At 69.3% G+C, this 14,604-nt stretch carries 11 protein-coding genes; 5 read left to right on the forward strand and 6 right to left on the reverse strand.

The genetic code is table 11. From position 1 onward, the window contains the following. Positions 1-173: 173 nt before the first annotated feature. On the reverse strand, positions 174-1,073 hold the full coding sequence (locus tag ACZ6BB_RS23145; protein WP_471617068.1) for an SIS domain-containing protein: 900 nt from the start codon (positions 1,071-1,073) through the stop codon (positions 174-176). Positions 1,074-1,321: 248 nt separating this feature from the next. Here ACZ6BB_RS23145 and ACZ6BB_RS23150 point away from each other — a divergent pair, with 248 nt between their 5' ends. Genes ACZ6BB_RS23150 through ACZ6BB_RS23160 form a run of 3 tightly spaced genes read left to right on the forward strand, consistent with a single transcriptional unit; the run spans position 1,322 to position 4,419 of the window. Further along, a complete protein-coding gene (locus ACZ6BB_RS23150) occupies positions 1,322-2,572 on the forward strand; it encodes an extracellular solute-binding protein (protein ID WP_471617069.1) in 1,251 nt (416 codons plus the stop codon). 3 nt (positions 2,573-2,575) lie between these two features. Beyond that, positions 2,576-3,550, forward strand: coding sequence for a carbohydrate ABC transporter permease (locus ACZ6BB_RS23155; protein WP_471617070.1), 975 nt, complete (start codon positions 2,576-2,578; stop codon positions 3,548-3,550). After that, entirely contained in the window at positions 3,547-4,419 is an 873-nt protein-coding gene (locus ACZ6BB_RS23160) for a carbohydrate ABC transporter permease (RefSeq protein ID WP_471617071.1), read from the forward strand. Before ACZ6BB_RS23155 ends, ACZ6BB_RS23160 begins: the two co-directional genes overlap by 4 nt. A gap of 187 nt (positions 4,420-4,606) precedes the next feature. On the opposite strand, the gene ACZ6BB_RS23165 is transcribed toward ACZ6BB_RS23160, so the two are convergent. Beyond that, entirely contained in the window at positions 4,607-5,398 is a 792-nt protein-coding gene (locus ACZ6BB_RS23165; RefSeq protein ID WP_471617072.1) for a DeoR/GlpR family DNA-binding transcription regulator, read from the reverse strand. A 182-nt stretch (positions 5,399-5,580) separates the two neighbouring features. Between ACZ6BB_RS23165 and ACZ6BB_RS23170 the strand changes: the two genes are divergently transcribed. Both ACZ6BB_RS23170 and ACZ6BB_RS23175 read left to right on the forward strand, forming a co-directional pair. Next, positions 5,581-6,414, forward strand: coding sequence for a class II fructose-bisphosphate aldolase (locus ACZ6BB_RS23170; RefSeq protein ID WP_471617073.1), 834 nt, complete (start codon positions 5,581-5,583; stop codon positions 6,412-6,414). 1,164 nt (positions 6,415-7,578) lie between these two features. Next, complete coding sequence (locus tag ACZ6BB_RS23175) at positions 7,579-8,847, forward strand: MFS transporter (protein ID WP_471617074.1); 1,269 nt, start codon at positions 7,579-7,581, stop codon at positions 8,845-8,847. Positions 8,848-9,318: 471 nt separating this feature from the next. Here the strand turns inward: ACZ6BB_RS23175 and exaC are convergent, their stop codons facing one another. From exaC to ACZ6BB_RS23195, 4 genes are all read right to left on the reverse strand, one after another. Next, positions 9,319-10,842 (reverse strand): acetaldehyde dehydrogenase ExaC, encoded by a 1,524-nt coding sequence (exaC, locus tag ACZ6BB_RS23180; RefSeq protein WP_471617075.1) that lies wholly within the window; start codon positions 10,840-10,842, stop codon positions 9,319-9,321. A 290-nt stretch (positions 10,843-11,132) separates the two neighbouring features. Further along, positions 11,133-12,410 (reverse strand): GAF domain-containing protein, encoded by a 1,278-nt coding sequence (locus ACZ6BB_RS23185; RefSeq protein ID WP_471617076.1) that lies wholly within the window; start codon positions 12,408-12,410, stop codon positions 11,133-11,135. Positions 12,411-12,530: 120 nt separating this feature from the next. Next, a complete protein-coding gene (locus tag ACZ6BB_RS23190) occupies positions 12,531-13,130 on the reverse strand; it encodes an N-acetylmuramoyl-L-alanine amidase (protein ID WP_471617077.1) in 600 nt (199 codons plus the stop codon). Positions 13,131-13,350: 220 nt separating this feature from the next. After that, entirely contained in the window at positions 13,351-14,559 is a 1,209-nt protein-coding gene (locus tag ACZ6BB_RS23195; RefSeq protein WP_471617078.1) for an ROK family protein, read from the reverse strand. Between the last annotated feature and the right edge of the window lie 45 nt (positions 14,560-14,604).

Raw genomic sequence — 14,604 nt, forward strand, 5'->3', positions numbered from 1 at the left:
TTTCCGAACATGTTCTTGCAGAAAAACTCACCTGTCAACGATGCGGCCCTTGAATCCTGTGTGGCCTCGCTGGCCGATGTTGCGGCTGGTGACAGGCAGGCCCGCTGCCCCACGGCACGAGCCGCGGGGCAGCGAACCGGCTTCGAGGGGCTGTTAATTCGGTGTGAACGGCTTCAGGTGAGAATCACCGATCGGGTGAGATGGCGCGGGCTGTCCGGGTCGAGGCCGCGCGCCGCGCCGAGGGCCGCGGCGAGCCGCTGCACCACGACGAGGTCCGCCACCGGGTCGCGGCCGAAGGCCACCAGCCGGCCGCCGGTACGGGCGATCTCGTCCGGCAGCCCCTCGGGAACGCCGGACAGGTCGCCGAACCACCAGGCCACCCTCCCCGGGCCGGTGATGCTGATCGGCCCGTGCCGGTATTCCATCACCGGGTAGGCCTCCGTCCAGGCGCCCGCCGCCTCGCGCATCTTCAGCGCCGCCTCCTGCGCGACCCCGTGGGCCCAGCCCCTGCCGAGGAACGTGAACTGCTCGGCGCCGAGGAGGTCGTCGGTCAGCGGCTCGGCGAAGGCCGCCTCCCCCTGCGCGGGCAGACGGCTCAGGTCCTCGCCGAGCAGAGCCCGCAGGAACACCAGCTCAGAGGTGGCGAACCGGGTCTGCACGACCGACGTCTCGTCGGCGAACTCCAGGACGCAGGCCGCGTCGGCGAGTTCCATGACGGGGGTCGCCGGATCGGCGGTGACCGCGACGGTGGGCGTCACCCCCCGCAGCCGGCGGAGCACCGCCAATACCTCCGTGGTGGTGCCCGACCGGGTCAGTGCGACCACGCGGTCGTAGCGTCGGCCGACCGGCATCTCGGACGCCGGGAAGGCATCGGTCTCGCCGTGGCCACCGGACTCGCGGAGTACCGCGTACGCCTGGGCCATGAACCACGAAGTGCCGCAGCCGACGACGGCCACACGCTCGCCCGGTCCGGGCAGCTCCGCGACGCCGGCGGCGTCCGGCCGACGCGCGAGCGCGATGGCGCGGCGCCAGCACTCCGGCTGTGTGGCGATCTCGGTCTCTGTCTGGCTCATGCGGGACTCCCGTCTCGGACACACATGGCGTGGGTCGCGCGGTGAAGCGCCGCCCTCTCGTCGGTGCGGGCACCCGAGGGATCCGCCCCGGGTGTGGCCGAGTCGTGATCCGGCGCGCCCTTGACACCATGCGTGGTTGATTGAGCATGATGACGTTTAGTGCTTGATCTTAGCAAGATTCGAGCATAAACAAGCAATAGGCCGCATCACCGCAACTCCACGCTGTACGAAGAGAGGGTGGTACCCGCGTGAACCGGCACCTCGTAGGCACGGCCGCAGGCCTGACTCTGGCCTTGGCGCTCACCGGATGCGGCAAGGGGAGTTCCTCCGGCACCGACGACTCGGACGGCCGGACGATCACCTTCGTGGCCGCGAAGTACGACGACGACACCCAGCCCTTCTGGGAGAACCTGATCGACGACTTCGAGGCCCGCAACCCCGGCTACAAGGTCAACCTGGAAGTCGTCGACTGGGAGCAGATGGACTCCAAGGTCAAGACGTACATCCAGACCAAGCAGCAGCCGGACGTCCTCAACTACAACAAGTTCTCGGACTTCGCCCGCGACGACCTGATCTACAAGGCGGACGAGGCGGTGTCGGCGAAGGTGCTCGACGACTTCCTGCCCCTCTTCGCCGATCAGGCCACGTACGAAGGGGTCCAGTACGGCCTGCCGTTCATCTCCAGCGCGCGGTTGTTCTTCTACAACAAGGAGATCTTCGAGAAGGCGGGTGTCACGGCGCCGCCGAAGAGCTGGGCCGAGGTCGAGGCCGTCGCCAGGAAGATCAAGAAGACCGGGGCGATCCCCCTGGGACTGCCGCTCGGACCGGAGGAGGCCCAGGGCGAGTTCGGCATCTGGTCGATGAACAACGGCGGCGGCTGGGTCGACGACTCCGGGAAGTGGGCCGTCGACCAGCCGGCGAACGTGGAGACCCTGACCTACCTCAGGAAGCTGACCAGGCAAGGGCTGACCCAGCCCAACCCGGAGGCCACCAACCGCAAGGACGTCTTCAACCAGTTCGCGCAAGGCCGGATCGGCATGCTCAACGGCGCCGTCTTCATGCGCAAGGGCTTCATCGACCCCGTCGACAAGGACCTCGACTACGGTGTCGCGCCGCTGCCCAGCAAGGACGGCACCACCCACAACACACTGGGCGTGCAGGACTACCTGGTGGCGTTCAAGAAGGACGGAGGCAAGAACCGGGAGGCGGTCAACAAGTTCCTGGACTTCTTCTACCAGAAGGAGAACGCCTCCAGATTCCTGTCCACCGAGGGCTTCCTCTCGGTGACCAAGTCGGCCGGTGACGCGCTCAGTTCGGACGCCGACTACTACAAGCCGTTCGTCGACGCGCTGTCAGGCGCCAAGTTCGCCCCGGCCGACAACCCGGGCTGGGCGGCCGTCGACGGCGCCGTGAAACAGCAGATAGGCACCGCCGTGGCCGACGGCGATCCCCAGGAGGTCCTGGAGAAGATCCAGAAGACCGCGCAGAAGGCCGGCTGACGCATGGCCGTCCACGACATCTCCGTACGCGCCTTGGGGGACCGACGGGAGCAGGCCCCGGAGGGGGCGGTGCCGCCCGGTGGCCCCGGCCGGAAACGGCGGCGCGGCCTCCGGTCCCTCGAACCACTGCTGTGGCTCGGCCCCGCCGTCGTCCTCATCCTGGCCATGGTGGTCTGGCCCGTCGTCGAAATGGTCCGCACCTCCCTGACCCGCATCAGCTCCACAGGACTGTCCCTCGGCTCCGCGGGCCTCGACAACTACGCCGACCTGTTCGGCGAGGAGGAACTGCCGGGCGTCCTGCTGCGCACACTGGTCTGGGTCGTCGGCGTCGTCGCGGTCACCCTCTTACTGTCCCTGGGCATCGCCCAGTTGCTCAACGCACGCTTCCCCGGGCAACGGCTGGTCCGCTGGGCGCTCATCGTCCCCTGGGCGGCGTCCGTACTGATGACCGCGCTCATCTGGCGCTGGATGCTCAACAACTTCTACGGCGTCGTCAACCGCGTCCTGATGGACGTGGGTCTCCTCGACGAGCCGGTGAACTGGCTGGCCGACCCCGTCCTGGGATTCGCGGCGATGATGGCCGTGGCGGTGTTCGTCTCCCTGCCGTTCACCGCGTTCGTCATACTCTCCGGACTCCAGACCGTCCCCGCGGAGGTCTACGAGGCGGCCCGGATGGACGGCGCCGGCCCGGTGAGGACGTACCTCCTGGTCACCCTGCCGCTGCTGCGGCCCTCGCTGATGGTGGCCGCGATCATCAACATCATCAACGTGTTCAACTCGTTCCCGATCATCTGGTCGATGACGCGCGGCGGCCCCGGCTTCGCCACCGACACGACGACGACCTTCATGTACAAGCTCGCCTTCGACAACCAGGCCGTCGGCGAGTCCGCCGCGATGGCCGTCGTGAACTTCGCACTGATCCTCGTCGTGGTGCTGGCGTATCTCCGGGTCGTGCGGTGGCGGGAGGAGATCCGATGAGACCGCGCGCCACATATGTAGGGACCGGACCCCACGCCGCACGCACGATACGCACCGCGCTGCTCGCCGGGGCCGGAGGGGTTCTCGTCCTGGTGTTCCTCTCCCCGTACCTTCAGATGCTGCTGACGGCGCTGAAACCGACGCCGGAACTCATGCACTCCCCGCCCTCGTACCTGCCGTCCGAATGGCGGTGGTCCAACTTCACCGACGTCATGTCGCTCGACGATCCGCCGGTCGCCGGCTCGCTGGGCTTCTCGCTGTACGTGGCCGGGATGTCCACGCTGCTCGCGCTGGTCGTCGGACTGCCGGCCGCGTACTACACCGCGCGGCACCGCTTCAGAGGCCGCGGCGCGTTCCTGCTGCTGGTCCTGGTCACCCAGATGTTCGCGCCCACCGCGCTGCTGGTCGGCATCTACCGGGAGATGGTCAGCCTCGACCTGACCGACACCGGCGAGGCGCTGATCCTCGTCAACGCGGCGTTCAATCTGCCGTTCTGCGTCTGGATTCTCAACGCCTACTTCGCGAGCGTCCCCAGGGAGTTGGAGGAGGCGGCGTACCTGGACGGGGTCGGCCGGCTGGGGGCGCTGACCCGGATCACCCTGCCGCTGGCCATGCCCGGCGTGGTGACGGCGGTGGTGTACACCTTCATCGCCGCGTGGAACGAGTACGTCGTCGCCCTCACCATCACGTCCTCGGGGGACCGCACGACGCTGACCAAGGCCATCCCCGGATTCGTCACCGCGTACCAGGAGCAGTGGCAGTACCTCTTCGCCTCCTCGCTGATCGCCATCGTCCCGGTCGTGGTGCTGTTCGTCTTCGTGGAACGCCATCTGATCAGCGGCCTGACGGCCGGCGGTGTCAAGGCGTGAAGCGATGAGACCGGCCGACGACGCCACCGCTACCGCCGCCCACGCTGCCGACCTCGGCCGGCAGAACGTTCCGTCGCGCGAGCCGGCATCCGGCAGGCCCGGTCTGTCGGATGCGGTCGGCCACGACGTACGGTCCGGCGGACGCCCGGTCACGGACGCCGGTAACACCGTCACGGTGCGGGACGGTTCAGGCGCGGACGATTTCCACTCCTGCGGCGGCGAACGGCTCGATCAGCCCGGCGGGAGCGTCCTTGTCGGTGACCAGCACATGGACGTCCTCCAACGGGCAGATCCGCGCGAACGCCCGCTTGCCCAGCTTGGAGGAGTCGGCGACCACGACAACCTGCTGGGCGCGCCGCGCCAGCGCTCGGTTGATGCTGGCCTCACCCTCGTGATGGGCCGTCGCACCGTGCACGACGTCGATCGCGTCGACTCCGATGAAGACGTGATCCAGCGTGATCTCGGCGAGCAGTTCGGTGGCCAGCGGCCCGATCAGTTCGTACGAGGCCGGGCGCGCCACTCCGCCGGTGACGACGAGCTTCACATGACGGCGTACGACCAGCTCGTTGGCAATGTTCAGGGCATTGGTGACGACCGTCAGCGACGGCTCGGCGACGCCCTCGGAGCCCAGGTCGCTCCTGGTCGCCAGTGCCCGTGCGACCTCGGTGGTCGTGGTGCCGCCGTTGAGTCCCACCACCGCCCCGGCCTTGACCAGGCCGGCCGCAGCGTGCGCTATCCGCTCCTTCTCGGGGGCATGGCGTGCCGCCTTGTAACGCAGCGGCAGGTCGTACGCGATCGCGTTGATCACGGCGCCACCGTGGGTGCGGGTGACCATCTGCTGGCGAGCCAGTTCGTCGAGATCGCGCCGGATCGTGGCGGCGGACACCGCGAGTTCGGCCGCGGCCGCCTCGACTTCGATACGTCCGTCGCGCGTCAGCATCTCCAGCAGCGCGCTCCACCTGACCTGCGGTGTCGCCATCTCCGTCGCTCCCTGTCGGTGGTGTCGGGTGCCCATGAAACCACGGACAGGGCAGCCCGTTCTGGCAGGCACCGCGTATTTCAGTGCTGTATCGCTTACAAAGCAGCAATTTCCCGCATCCTCTTTCACGATTCCCGTCACTGTCGTGCCGGGAGCCGTCGTCCGGAAAGGCCACCCGTGCCATGCCCCTGACCCCCGCCGCCGACCTCGTCCGGGCGGCGCACTCAGAGGGACGCGCCGTCGGTGCGTTCAACGTGATCACCCTGGAGCACGCCGAGGCGATCGTTGCCGGAGCCGAGGCCGTGGGCGCCCCGGTCATCTGCCAGATCAGCGAGAACGCGGTGCGGTACCACGGGGGTGCCCTCGCGCCGATCGCCCGCGCCACCGCGGCGGTGGCCGAGGCGGCCGTCGTCCCGGTCGCCCTGCACCTGGACCACGTCACCGACGAGGCACTGTTGCGCCGCGCCGCGGACGACGGCTTCGGGTCCGTGATGTACGACGCCTCGGCGCATCCGCACGACCGCAACCTGGCCGCCACCCGCGCCGCCGCCGAGTGGGCCCACGCCCACGGGCTGTGGCTGGAGGCCGAACTCGGCGAAGTCGGCGGCAAGGACGGCGTCCACGCACCCGGCGCCCGCACCGACCCCCGGCAGGCACGCGAGTACGTGACCGAGACGGGCGTCGATGCCCTCGCCGTCGCCGTCGGCAGCTCGCACGCCATGACCACCCGCACAGCACGGCTCGACCACGGCCTGATCGCCCGCCTCAGGGAGTCCGTTCCCGTTCCCCTCGTCCTGCATGGCTCCACTGGTGTGCCCGAGGGCGAGTTGCGCCGCGCGATCGCCGCCGGCATGACCAAAATCAACATCGGTACGGCACTGAACATCGCCTTCACCGGAGCCGTCCGCGACGCCTTCGCCGACGGCCCTCGGGCCGTTGACCCACGACCCTGGCTCTCGGCCGCCCGCGCCCGCACGACGGAGACGGTGGCCCAGGTGCTGCGCGTACTCGGGTGAAGGCCCGTCAGGAGCCTTGCTCTCCGGCCCGCGTCGGGGGAGCCGGGCGAACTGCCTCGGCGGGAAGATCGGCGACGGGGGAGAGGGATCGGGTTGCCGTACCAGGGAGCACCCCTGCGTCCGCGGGGAGCGCGCGGTCGGCGTGAACTACGCGAAGAACCCCTCGGGGCCATCCAACGGTACGGGGAGCACACGAGGCTGTCGTCGGAACCGACGATGACAGCGAGACCATCTCCACGGGTGAGGACAACCTGTCCGTCCCGGACTTCTTGACGTATAGGGGAGCCCGCCCCGCAGGTGCGGGGAGGAGGCGAACTTGTCAGAGCGTCCTCGTCCGCCCCGCAGAACGTAAGGAGGCAGCCGTCCGAGCCACGGTGCGCCTCCCGGGCTGCACGGTCCTGCCCCGGATACAAGTGCAGTTCCGGCAGTGCGCTGAACCCGTCGCGGTGAGCGGGCACGTCTGAGCCACCGTCAACTTCCGCATCTCACCGTGTTCGTGCTCTGCACCCGTCCGACCACAGGGAGGACCAAGCCGTGAAACCTCAAGGTTCCCCCGCACGTCCGCGAGACCGGTTCCCAGCTCGGGGCGATCTGCCCTACGCGCTGAAGGTCCCGGCCGCCCAGTCGGCGGATGACCCGGATATGGGTGAGCCCTCGAGTCTGCCCGGCATTATCACCGTGATGATCGAAGGCGACCTCTTTGAGGACTGCCCGCGTAGAGACTCGTTCGACGACCTGAGGTTAAAGATCAAGCTCAGGTCAGAGACGAAGCCAGATCGCAACGACGCTCCGAGCGCTTCGCTCGCTTCAGGACGGCGGAAGCCCTGATTCCAGGCGGTCACAGAACTCGCGTGCGAGCCGACCAGGCTCCGGTACCCTCACAGGCGCGGTCGCCGCCCATGGCCGTGCTCCCGGGAACCAAGTGACGAGATCCGGGATTTCCCTGAGCGCGCGCCCAGGCCGGCTCCAGGACGTGCGCAACCGTTTCCAGGTGCACGCTACCGGTTCCAGCACTTGGCACCTCCACCGAGGATGGCCGCGGCGTCGGCAACGGTTCCCGGAGGGCCGGCCCAATGTCCTGCGCGAAGTACGGACTGGAAGTTCCGGTCGACGGCGGAGGCCCAACATCAAGGATCACCGGAGTCACCAGGGGGAGACCGCAGCATGACCGGCACCACGGAGGCCCTTGGCGGGTCGGCTGCAGTCGACGATGCAGCACGAAGCGTCGCGCGCCCGTTCTACGTATACGCCGTGCTCGCCAACTCGCTGTTCCAGCGCGGCGTATTCGTCCTCTTCCTGTATCAGCGAGGCTTCTCCGCCGGGCAAGTGGCCCTACTGCAGACACTGCTCTATCTGGTCAGCGGACTTGCGGAGTTGCCGACCGGAGTCATCGCCGACCGAATCGGCAGGCGTGCCAGCATCGTGATCGGCCAGGTGCTGATAGCTGGATGCCTGCTCGGTCAGGTGACGTCTTCCAACTACTGGGTGTTCCTGACGCTGTTCATCGGCCAGGGTGTGGGCATGGCCTGTGTATCCGGATCGGACACCGCCCTGCTGTACGACCTGCTCGTGCGTGGTGGTGCAACGGCCGGCTACGTCAAGATCAAGTCCCGGTTCACCATGCTCGCGACGGTCACCTCGGGAGTCGCCATCGTACTCGGCGGCCAAATGCAGCAGATTTCCTGGGGAGTCGTCTACGCCGGTTCGGCGGCGTGCCTTGTCCTGGCCGTGGTGGTGCTGATGGCACGGGTGCCCGAGATTCGCGGCATGGACGCGGTGGACGAGCAGGGCGGAGCCGAGGAGCACGGTGACGCCACAGCATGGCGGGCGATGCTTCGGGTCGCCACGCCGGCGCTCGTGACGCTTGTCGTGGTGTCCGGACTGATGCATGCGACTTTGACGCCGTACATCATTTTCACGCAGAAGACCCTCTCCGATCAGGGAGCGGGCACGGCATTGGTCAGCGTGGTCATATCGGCGGGATTCTTCGTCGGCGGGCTCACTCCCCTGCTGTCGGACCGCGCGGACCGGCGCATCGGGTATCGGTTCATCGTCCCGGTGTCTCTCCTGACGCTCGCAGCGGCGCTGGGCCTGAGCGGCCTCGGCCTTGTCTGGGTCACCATCGCCGCGTTCCTGGTCCTGGGGGGAATTCCCGAGATCACCGCCGTGATCGTGGACAACGTGTTCAACGAAGCCGTGCCGTCGCGCCACCGGGCGAGCCTGCTGTCGATGATCGCATTCGTGGAGTCGGCGCTCATCGGCATCGGCTACCTCGTCCTCGGCGCGCTCATGGACGGGTTGGGCTCCAGTGTGGGCATGGCAGCCTACGCCGCGGCCCCCCTGCTGGCATGCCTCCTGTGGTTCCCGGTGCTCTTCCGAGGGGCACGCGTGACCACCGAGATCGAGAAGCCCGCCGACCAAAAGGCATCCTGAAACGGACCATCTCGAGCAACGCACCTGCCCAATGGTGGGGGCGTTGCCGCCCGGGGCGAGGTGCTGGCGTTCACCGCCTGGAGAGGTTCTCCGACGTCTGCGCTCGGACCGGGTGACGCGCCGCCCTCCCACCCGCGCCACCGCGCTGCCGCGCGAAGGAGGGCCGGATTCTCAAGCACTGACCGGCGTTCCGCCTGGCCCGGGAAGGCCGCCAGGATCCAAGAGCAAACGGCCCGCGGCCAGGTATCGCCTCGGCAAGATCGTGAAACGAGCCGAATCACTCACTGAGCATGCTCGGTTGAGGCCTTGAAGATCAAACTTAGAGATCCGCCATCTGGTCCGCGGCTGGACCGGGATGGCGTCACTTGAGGGCCGTGTGGTAGCGAAAGGCGTCGAACTTGTTGCTGAGCGTGCTTGTCGTGCTGGGTGGTCCGGAGAACAACAGTGCCTCCAGACCACCCACTTGAGGGCCTAGAAGAAGCCAAGCTTCTGAGGGCTGTAAGAACAAAGAATGTTCTTCGTCTGCTGGTAGTGGTCCAGCATCATCTTGTGGGTCTCGCGGCCGATACCCGAACCCTTGTAGCCACCGAAGGCGGCGTGGGCCGGATACGCGTGATAGCAGTTGGTCCAGACACGGCCCGCCTGGATGGAACGGCCCGCGCGGTAGGCCGTGTTGGTGTCCCGCGTCCAGACACCCGCCCCCAGCCCGTACAGCGTGTCGTTCGCGATCTTGATGGCGTCGTCGAAGTCGTCGAACGGGGTGACGGAGACGACCGGGCCGAAGATCTCCTCCTGGAAGATCCGCATACGGTTGTGGCCCTCGAAGAGCGTCGGCTGGACGTAGTAACCGCCCTTCAACTCACCGTCGTGCTCGATGCGTTCACCACCGGTCAGGATCTTCGCGCCCTCCTGCCGGCCGATGTCCAGATAGGAGAGGATCTTCTCCAGCTGGTCGTTGGACGCCTGGGCCCCGATCATGGTGTCGGTGTCCAGCGGATGCCCCGTCACGATCTGCTCCGTGCGGGCGACGGCCGCCTCCATGAACTCGGCGTAGTTGCCGCGCTGCACCAGCGCCCGCGACGGACAGGTGCACACCTCGCCCTGGTTGAGCGCGAACATCGTGAAGCCTTCGAGGGCCTTGTCACGGAAGTCGTCGTTCGCCGACCACACGTCGTCGAAGAAGATGTTCGGCGACTTGCCCCCGAGTTCGAGCGTCACCGGCGTGATGTTCTCCGAGGCGTACTGCATGATCAGCCGCCCGGTGGTCGTCTCGCCCGTGAACGCCACCTTCGCCACCCGGGGACTCGACGCCAGCGGCTTGCCCGCCTCGACCCCGAACCCGTTGACGATGTTCAGCACACCTGGCGGCAGCAGATCCGCCACCACGCTCAGCCAGACATGAATGGACGCCGGCGTCTGCTCGGCCGGCTTCAGCACGACCGCGTTGCCCGCCGCCAGCGCGGGAGCCAGCTTCCAGGTCGCCATCAGAATGGGGAAGTTCCACGGGATGATCTGGGCCACCACACCCAGCGGCTCATGGAAGTGGTACGCCACCGTGTCGTCGTCGAGCTCCGCGAGAGAACCCTCCTGCGCGCGGATCGCCCCCGCGAAATACCGGAAGTGGTCGATCGCGAGAGGTATGTCGGCGGCCAGCGTCTCCCGCACCGGCTTGCCGTTCTCCCAGCTCTCCGCGACCGCCAGCAGCTCCAGGTTCGCCTCCATCCGGTCGGCGATCTTCCGCAGCACGTCCGAACGCTCCGTCACGGACGACCGGCCCCAGCCGGGCGCGGCCGCGTGCGCCGCGTCCAGCGCGCGCTCCACGTCCTCACTCGTACCCCGCGCGATCTCCGTGAACGGCAGCCCGTTCACCGGACTCGGGTTCTCGAAGTACTGCCCGCGCGCCGGCGGGACGTACTCACCCCCGATGAAATGGTCGTAACGCGCCTCGAAGGAGACGACCGCGCCGTCCGTACCGGGCGCTGCGAAACGGGTCATGAATACCTGCCTCCCGAGAAGCGCCACCCGCCGTTGGGCGGCTCTCGTGAGGAGGCTAGAAACCGGAATGTTGCAACGACGTTGCGCCCCCGCCCCGCCCCGCCCCGCCCCGCCCCGCCCCGCCCCGCCCCGCCCCGCCCCGCCCCGCCCCGCCCCGCCCCGCCCCGCGCCCCGCCTGTGACTGTGCGCCCCCCGAACCGGGATGCCCGGCCGTCAGCCGTCAGCCGTCAGCCGTCAGCCGTCAGCCGTCACCTCGCCCCTCCCATCCCATCCACGCCCCGAGCGCATCCTCAGGGACGTCGAAGATCCCCCCACCTCGGTGGTGCCGACAGCTCCGACTCCAGCTCGCGCAGGCGGGACCGCACCGCCGGGGTCGGTCGTACGACAGCCAGCGCCCGCCACACCTCCAGGTCGTCCTCACCCCACGGAGCGTGCGCCCAGTCCGCCAGCAGGTCGGGATCGCGGCGGGCTATCAGCGCGGTGCGCAGCCCGTCGGCGAGTCGGTGCCGCAGCCGTACGACGGCCGGGGCCTGCGAACCCGGCAGCACCGGGCCCCCGTACGCCGAGATGGCGGCCGTCACCGCACCCGTCTCCAGCCTCCGTTCCACGACGGCCACGTCGGACTCGACCGGAACCGTGATCCGGTACGGCCGTGACCCCAGCAGGCCCGGCCCGAGCAGGCGCCGCAGCCGTGCCAGTTCGGCCCGCAGTGTCACCGGCGTCACCGACTCGTCCTCGTACAGCGCACAGAGCAACTCGTCCCCGGACAGTCCCTCCGGGTGCCGCGCGAGCAGTACCAGGATCTCGCTGTGCCGGCGGCTGAGTCTGATCTTCCTGCCGCCGACGACGAGTTGGGCCTCGTCGCGCCCCAGAGCGGACAGTTCGATCGCGTCGGCCGCCACTCCGGGCGGGGCGAGCAGAGCGAGCTGGGACTCGGCTGCCCTCGCCACCGCCTGGACGAAGCCGAGGCTGTGCGGATGGGCGAGGCCGTCCCCACCGGTGATGTCGACCGCGCCGAGCACCCGCCCGGTGCGCGGATCGTGCACCGGGGCCGCCGCACACGTCCACGGCTGCACCCGCCGTATGAAGTGCTCGGCCGCGAACACCTGCATCGGTCGGTCCAGGGCGACCGCGGTACCCGGCGCGTTCGTCCCGACCACGGACTCCGCCCAGCGCGCGCCCGGCACGAAGTTCATCCGGTCCGCCCGCCGTCTGGTCGCGGCATCCCCCTCCACCCACAGCAGCCTGCCCTGCGCGTCGCACACGGCCAGCAGATGCTCGCCGTCCGACGCGAACGTGCCCAGCAGCTCCCGGATCAACGGCATGACCCGGGCCAGCGGATGCTCCGCGCGGTAGGAACCGAGGTCGCCGTCCGTCAGTTCCACCCGTGCGGTGCCTTCCGGCCCGACCCCCGCTCTCGCCGACCGACGCCAGGAATCCGCGACCACCGCACGCACCGGCCGTGCCACCGTGCCCTGCTGTGTGAACGCCTCATGCGCACGGCGCAGCACCCGCACCCGCTCGACGGGGTCGGCACCCTGCTCCAGGGCCACCCATGGATCGCTCAACTCGGCCTCCCCGGAGAGCACACACCGCCGGGACCATCGTCACCGCCGAACGCACGCCCGACAAGCCACGCGACCTCGCCGCTGGGCCGGACTCCGAGGTCCGCCGCGGTTCTGGCGGTGTCAGGCGGAGTCGACCAGGCGTATGTAGCGGTCCCAGTCCCAGTGCGGCCCCGGATCGGTGTGGTCGGTGCCCGGTACCTCGTGGTGACCGATGATGTGGGCGCGGTCCTTCGGTATGCCGTAGGTGTCACAGATCGCCGAGGTGAGCTTCGCCGACTGCTCGTACATGGCACCGGTGAACCACTCGGGCCGGTCCACCCAGCCCTCGTGCTCGATGCCTATGCTGCGGGCGTTGTACGCCCAGTCGCCCGCGTGCCAGGCGATGTCGCGCTCACGGACGCACTGGGTGACCCGCCCGTCGCCCGAGCGGAGCAGATAGTGCGCGGAGACCTGCTTCGCCGGGTTCCAGAAGACGGGCAGGGTGTTCTTGTACGTCGTCTGGGTCACGTGGATGATCACGAGGTCGACCGGTTGGCCGGCCGGGCGGTCGGCCGCGGTGTAGTTGGCCGTGCTCGCCGGTTCCCACAGGGCCGGTGTGCGGTCGACGGGCGGCGGCTGGGCGTCGGCCCGTGGGCTGGGGAGCAGGACGTAGGGGATCGCGGCGAGGGCAGTGCCCCGCAGGAGCCGGCGTCTGCTCGGCAATGGCACGACTCGCTCCATCGGTCCGCCTTTCGGGGTGGGATTCCGCTCGGACATCGCAGGGGAAGACGCGTCCGCGGGCCGGACGGCTGCGCCTCACGTGAATCACCGTATGGCGATGGCGGGTCGGGGCGTCCGGGCGGGTGGAGAACGGTGGACGGACAGCCGATTGTGGACAACTGCGCCACCCGGAAGGGTGACGTGCCTGCTCATGCCCATGAGCCGCTGGTGTCAGCGCACGTCACGGTCGTACCCCGACCGTCGCCGGATCGTCCAGCACGGCCCGCACCACCGAGTGGGCCGCACCCAGCAGAGGTCCGTCGGAGCCCAGCCGGGACACGGTCACGGCACATGCCGGACCGGCTGTCCGGCGTGCCAACTCCCGTTCCAGTGAGGGCAGAAGCCAGGGCGCGAGCGCCGCCAGGGCGCCGCCGAGCACCACGGTCTCGGGGTCCAGGAGATTGACCGCGCCGGTCAGTGCGATGCCGAGTGCCGTACCGGCGCCGCGCAGTGCCCGGTGCACATCCTTGTCACCGGCCGCGGCCCGTTCCGCGAGGAACTCCACACGGCGCTCCGCCGGTTCCAGGCCCGCCGCACGCAGTACGGCCTCCTCACCGGCGTACTGCTCCAGACAGCCGCGTCCGCCGCACGCGCAGTCGGGGCCCTCCGGGCGTACGGGAACATGACCCAGCTCGCCCGCGAAACCGCGTGTGCCGCGGAGCAGCCGGCCGTCCACGACGACCGCGCCGCCGATGCCGATCTCCGCGGAGACGTGCAGGAAGTCCGGCGGGGTGCCGTCGCCGAGCCAGAGTTCCGCGAGGCCGCCGAAGTTCGCCTCGTTGTCCACGGTCACCGGCAGATCGCTGGGCAGCAGGGCGCCCAGGTCCGTGTCGTGCCAGTCGAGGTTGGGGGCGCGGACCACCGTCCGGGCGTCGCTCGCCACCAGCCCGGGCACGGCGACCGCGAGCCCCGCAGGCCACAGGCCCTCGCTCTCCGCCTCGGCGACGACCTGGCGGACCAGCCGGGTGAGATCGTCGACGACCGGCTCGGGCGACCGGCCACGGTTGGTGCCCTGGCGTACCGCCCGGGCCCGTACCTCCCCGCGCAGGTCCACGGCGCAGACCGCGAGGTGGTCGACCCCGATCTCCGCGCCGATCCCGGCGGGCCCGCGTCCACTGAGGGCGAGTGCCGAGCCGGGCCGCCCGACCCGGCCGGGGCGCTCCGGGCCCAGTTCCTCCAGGAGTCCCGAGCGGATCAGCTCGTCCACGAGGGTGGACACGGCGGCCCGGGTCAGACCGATGCGGGAGGCGACGGCGGCGCGGGACAGCGGTCCTTCGGCGTTGACGGAATGCAGGACCCGGGCGAGGTTGCGGCGGCGCATGCCCTGCTGGTTGTCGGGCGAGCGGCGCCCGGAGCCGCCCGCGTGGGTGTCGTGCAGTGGTGCGGTCATGCCTCCCCCGGCTCCCGTCGGTGCGTCCTGGTGGGTGTTCTGCAG

The sequence above is a fragment of the Streptomyces sp. NPDC041108 genome, from assembly GCF_055592645.1.

Coding starts and splice junctions, on each gene's coding strand:
- ACZ6BB_RS23145 (WP_471617068.1), bottom strand. CDS start 1,073: ATGAGCCAGACAGAGACCGAGATCGCCACACAGCCGGAGTGCTGGCGC.
- ACZ6BB_RS23155 (WP_471617070.1), top strand. CDS start 2,576: ATGGCCGTCCACGACATCTCCGTACGCGCCTTGGGGGACCGACGGGAG.
- ACZ6BB_RS23160 (WP_471617071.1), top strand. CDS start 3,547: ATGAGACCGCGCGCCACATATGTAGGGACCGGACCCCACGCCGCACGC.
- ACZ6BB_RS23165 (WP_471617072.1), bottom strand. CDS start 5,398: ATGGCGACACCGCAGGTCAGGTGGAGCGCGCTGCTGGAGATGCTGACG.
- ACZ6BB_RS23170 (WP_471617073.1), top strand. CDS start 5,581: ATGCCCCTGACCCCCGCCGCCGACCTCGTCCGGGCGGCGCACTCAGAG.
- ACZ6BB_RS23175 (WP_471617074.1), top strand. CDS start 7,579: ATGACCGGCACCACGGAGGCCCTTGGCGGGTCGGCTGCAGTCGACGAT.
- exaC (WP_471617075.1), bottom strand. CDS start 10,842: ATGACCCGTTTCGCAGCGCCCGGTACGGACGGCGCGGTCGTCTCCTTC.
- ACZ6BB_RS23190 (WP_471617077.1), bottom strand. CDS start 13,130: ATGGAGCGAGTCGTGCCATTGCCGAGCAGACGCCGGCTCCTGCGGGGC.
- ACZ6BB_RS23195 (WP_471617078.1), bottom strand. CDS start 14,559: ATGACCGCACCACTGCACGACACCCACGCGGGCGGCTCCGGGCGCCGC.